This window comes from Stenotrophomonas sp. STEN030, assembly GCF_056759995.1.
On record NZ_JBRREB010000116.1, the window covers coordinates 1 to 2,288 of the forward strand.

Here is a 2,288-nt window from a genome sequence, read left to right on the forward strand (position 1 = left end):
CTGCCGAGCATGGCTCGGCACTACACGGACATTTCTGGGAAGGCCTCTGCCGAGCATGGCTCGGCACTACACGGACATTTCTGGGAAGGCCTCTGCCGAGCATGGCTCGGCACTACACGGACATTTCTGGGAAGGCCTCTGCCGAGCATGGCTCGGCGCTACACGGACATTCCTGGGGAAGGCCTCTGCCGAGCATGGCTCGGCGCTACACGGACATTCCTGGGGAAGGCCTCTGCCGAGCATGGCTCGGCACTACGGAAACGCGGGCACTGTTTTAGCCCTCGGCTGCCACAAACCCACCGGTCTGGCGCGCCCACAACCGCGCATACAGGCCGCCCGCCGCAACCAGCTCGGCATGCGTACCGGTCTCGACGATCCGGCCCTGGTCCATCACCACCAATCGGTCCATACGCGCGATGGTCGACAGGCGATGGGCAATGGCAATCACGGTTTTGTCGCCCATCAGCTCATCCAGGCTGTCCTGGATCGCCGCTTCCACTTCCGAATCCAACGCCGAGGTTGCTTCATCGAGGATGAGGATCGGCGCGTCCTTCAGCAATACGCGGGCGATGGCGATACGCTGGCGCTGTCCACCGGACAGCTTCACTCCACGCTCGCCAACATGGGCGTCATAGCCCTGCCGGCCCTGCCCGTCCACCAGTGAATCGATGAAGCCTTCGGCACGGGCCTTGGCCACGGCGGCGCGCAACTGCTCCTCACTGGCATCCGGACGGCCGTACAGCAGGTTATCGCGGATCGAGCGATGCAGCAGCGAGGTGTCCTGGGTAACCACGCCGATATTCGCGCGCAAGCTGTCCTGGGTGACGTGGGCGATGTCCTGCCCATCAATCAGGATTTTGCCGCTCTCCAGGTCGTACAGCCGCAGCAACACATTGACCAAGGTGGACTTGCCGGCGCCCGAAGGGCCGACCAGGCCGATCTTCTCGCCCGGCCTCACCGCCAGGTTCAAACCAGCCATCACCCCGCCGCGCTTGCCGTAATGGAAGTGCACGTTCTGGAAATCCACCGCGCCGGCAGTGACAACCAGCGGCTTGGCATCGCCCGCGTCCTGCACGGTCAAGGGCTGGGCGATGGTTTCCATGCCGTCCTGCACCGTGCCGATATCCTCGAAGATGCCGTTGATCGTCCACATGATCCAGCCGGACATATTGTGGATGCGGATCACCAGCCCAGTGGCCAGGGTGATTGCGCCCACGCTGATCAGGCTGTCCTGCCAAAGCCACAAGGCAAGCGCGCAGGTGCCGACGATCAGGAAACCATTGAGGACGGCGATCACCATCTCCAAACCCGTAGTAATGCGGGTCTGCGCTCGGTGCTTTTCAGCAAGTTCCTGGATGGCTTCAGCGACGTAGCGCTGCTCATGGCCGCTATGTGCGAACAACTTGAGCGTGGCGATATTGGTATAGCCGTCAACGATGCGGCCCATCGCCCGTGAGCGCGCGTCCGACGCAATCCAGGCGCGGTGTTTCATGCGCGGCACGAAGTACACACCGATGCCAACATAGGCCACCAGCCAGATCGCCAGCGGCAGCATCAAACGCCAATCCACCTGCGCGAACAGGTACAACGCGGTGCCGGTATAGACCACGATGTACCACAGCGAATCCACCATCTGCACCGCAGACTCGCGCAGCGAGGTGCCGGTCTGCATCACCCGGTTGGCGACGCTACCGGCAAAGTCGTTCTGGAAGAAGCTCAGACTCTGCCGCACCACATGGTTATGCATCAACCAACGCGAACGGTTGCTCAAGCCCGGCACGATGGACTGGTTGACCAGCAGGTTGTGCAGGGCTACCAGCAGCGGCCGCGCCAGCAGGGTGATACCGGCCATCCACAGCAGGTCGCTCGCGTGGCGCTGGAAAAAACCGTTGCCCGGACCATCGGCAAGCATGTCGACGATGCGGCCGAGGAAGTCGAACATCGCCACTTCCACCAGCGCCAGCAGCAGACCGGCAATCAATGTCGCCAACAGCACAGGCCACACCGGGCGCAGGTAATGCAGGTAGAAACGCACCACGCCGCGCGGCGGGGTGCGCGTATCCAGCGGTGGGAAAACGGGGATCAGGGATTCGAACCAGCGCAGCATCGCCACGGCCTGTAAAACCAGAACAGGCCGCGATTGTCCCATCGCGGCCTGTGTTGTGTCTGTCTAACCGATGTATGGCTGTGCAAGCGGCAAAGATTTACCGGGTTGTGGGAGCGGCGTCAGCCGCGAAGCAACTGAACCATCAGATTGCAGTTGATCAGGGGGCGGAAGTGGCATCGGC

General features: G+C 62.5%; 1 protein-coding gene. It reads right to left on the minus strand.

The window, feature by feature from the left end:
• Nucleotides 1-274: 274 nt before the first annotated feature.
• On the minus strand, nucleotides 275-2,107 hold the full coding sequence (locus tag ACVOLR_RS20020; RefSeq protein WP_481537985.1) for an ABC transporter ATP-binding protein: 1,833 nt from the start codon (nucleotides 2,105-2,107) through the stop codon (nucleotides 275-277).
• Between the last annotated feature and the right edge of the window lie 181 nt (nucleotides 2,108-2,288).